Annotated in this window: 2 protein-coding genes; both read left to right on the forward strand. The window is 42.6% G+C overall.

The window, feature by feature from the left end:
* The coding region (locus SLS51_RS22915) for a hypothetical protein (protein WP_323840794.1) at positions 1-190 on the forward strand (190 nt) is incomplete at its 5' end.
* A gap of 835 nt (positions 191-1,025) precedes the next feature.
* A complete protein-coding gene (locus tag SLS51_RS22920; RefSeq protein ID WP_323840795.1) occupies positions 1,026-1,517 on the forward strand; it encodes an Hcp family type VI secretion system effector in 492 nt (163 codons plus the stop codon).
* Positions 1,518-1,529: the final 12 nt, after the last annotated feature.

Genomic DNA, 1,529 nt, shown 5'->3' on the forward strand with positions numbered 1-1,529 from the left:
TTACCGGCTGACATGGATGATGCCGGACGGTTTACCGGTGACCTGGATATTACGCACGGAAATGGGCCGCGGGCCGCTGGCGTTGCTGAAACTGCGGGGATTTACGTTGCCAAAAGCGATTTTTGACACGACACCGGGGGATGACACAAAAATGTCGGCGGTCGATGACGATGATTGGGCGGCAGAATAATCTTATCGCAGACTGAGGGGCAGATATTTCCTCATTAATGAGGATTAATGACGGGTTTGCTGACCATTATCACCGGAAAATCATGAAAATATTAAATGGGGTTCTGTCGCTCACTGAGGTGACATATATCGTCATAATATTCCTGTTTAATAGTCCGTGTTTTTTTGCGAGAAGGATTAGGCTTTATTGGTGGTGGTAAGAATATTGCCGTCTGTTTTTGACTATCACTGAAGGTATTCTCATTCGCATATTATGAATGAGAATCATTATTTTTACCTATTTAGGCAGCAGGATGTAAAGTGAGGTTGTTTATTTTATTTTAATTGTAACTAATTGATTTAAATTAAAATAAATAATTTAATTATGGGCTGGCTGCGCTATTGTATTAAGACTGACGAGTCTGGCTATTTTGTTATGATAAATAAATTCTTTTTATGTAAATAAGTGTAATTTTATTTATATTTTATTAAAGTAGTGTGTTTATTTTTTTGTTTTTACAGAAATTATATTTATTTGGCCTTTAGCTTATTGTGCTATTTGATAAAAAAGACTTGATTTATATATGCACCCGTTAAGAGAGTGAAATTATGCCTTAATAGTCCATGCTGTTAAGGCATAATCATCATTGATGGCGCAGGGATAGCCCGATTAATTATTTTCACTCCGATTAACCGCCGGTTGGGAAATACCTGATCTGATTTATTGTTTTCCGGATTTATTCTGACTGACTCCCGGATCTTTATTCGGTTTGAGTTCCGTTCGGCCCTGAATGCCGTTGCTTGCCAGCGATTACAAAAGGTGCCGGACTCTTTATCAACAACAGGAGAGTAATATTATGGCGATCCCCGCGTATTTATGGTTGAAAGATGACGGTGGTGCCGACATCAAAGGGTCTGTCGATGTTCAGGGCCGGGAAGGCAGCATTGAAATCGTTGCGCTGGAACATGCATTGCATATCCCGACGGACAACAACACCGGTAAGCTGACCGGGACCCGGGTGCATGCCCCACTGATGTTCACCAAAGAAGTCGATGCCTCGACCCCGTATTTGTATAAAGCCGTCACCTCCGGTCAGACTTTGAAATCGGCGGAAATCAAGTGGTACCAAATTGATGATGCCGGTCAGGAGAAAGTCTATTTCATCACCCAACTGGACAACGTGAAGGTGGTGAAAGTGGCACCGTTGATGCATGACATCAAAGATCCGGCCAAAGAGAAACACAACCATCTGGAACGTGTTGAGTTCCGCTACGAAAAAATCACCTGGCCTTATCAGGACGGCAACATCATTCACTCCGATGCCTGGAGTGAACGTTTGACCGCGTAACCGTGAGTGGCG

It is taken from the genome of Photorhabdus africana (genome assembly GCF_035181445.1).
Classification (GTDB): domain Bacteria; phylum Pseudomonadota; class Gammaproteobacteria; order Enterobacterales; family Enterobacteriaceae; genus Photorhabdus; species Photorhabdus laumondii.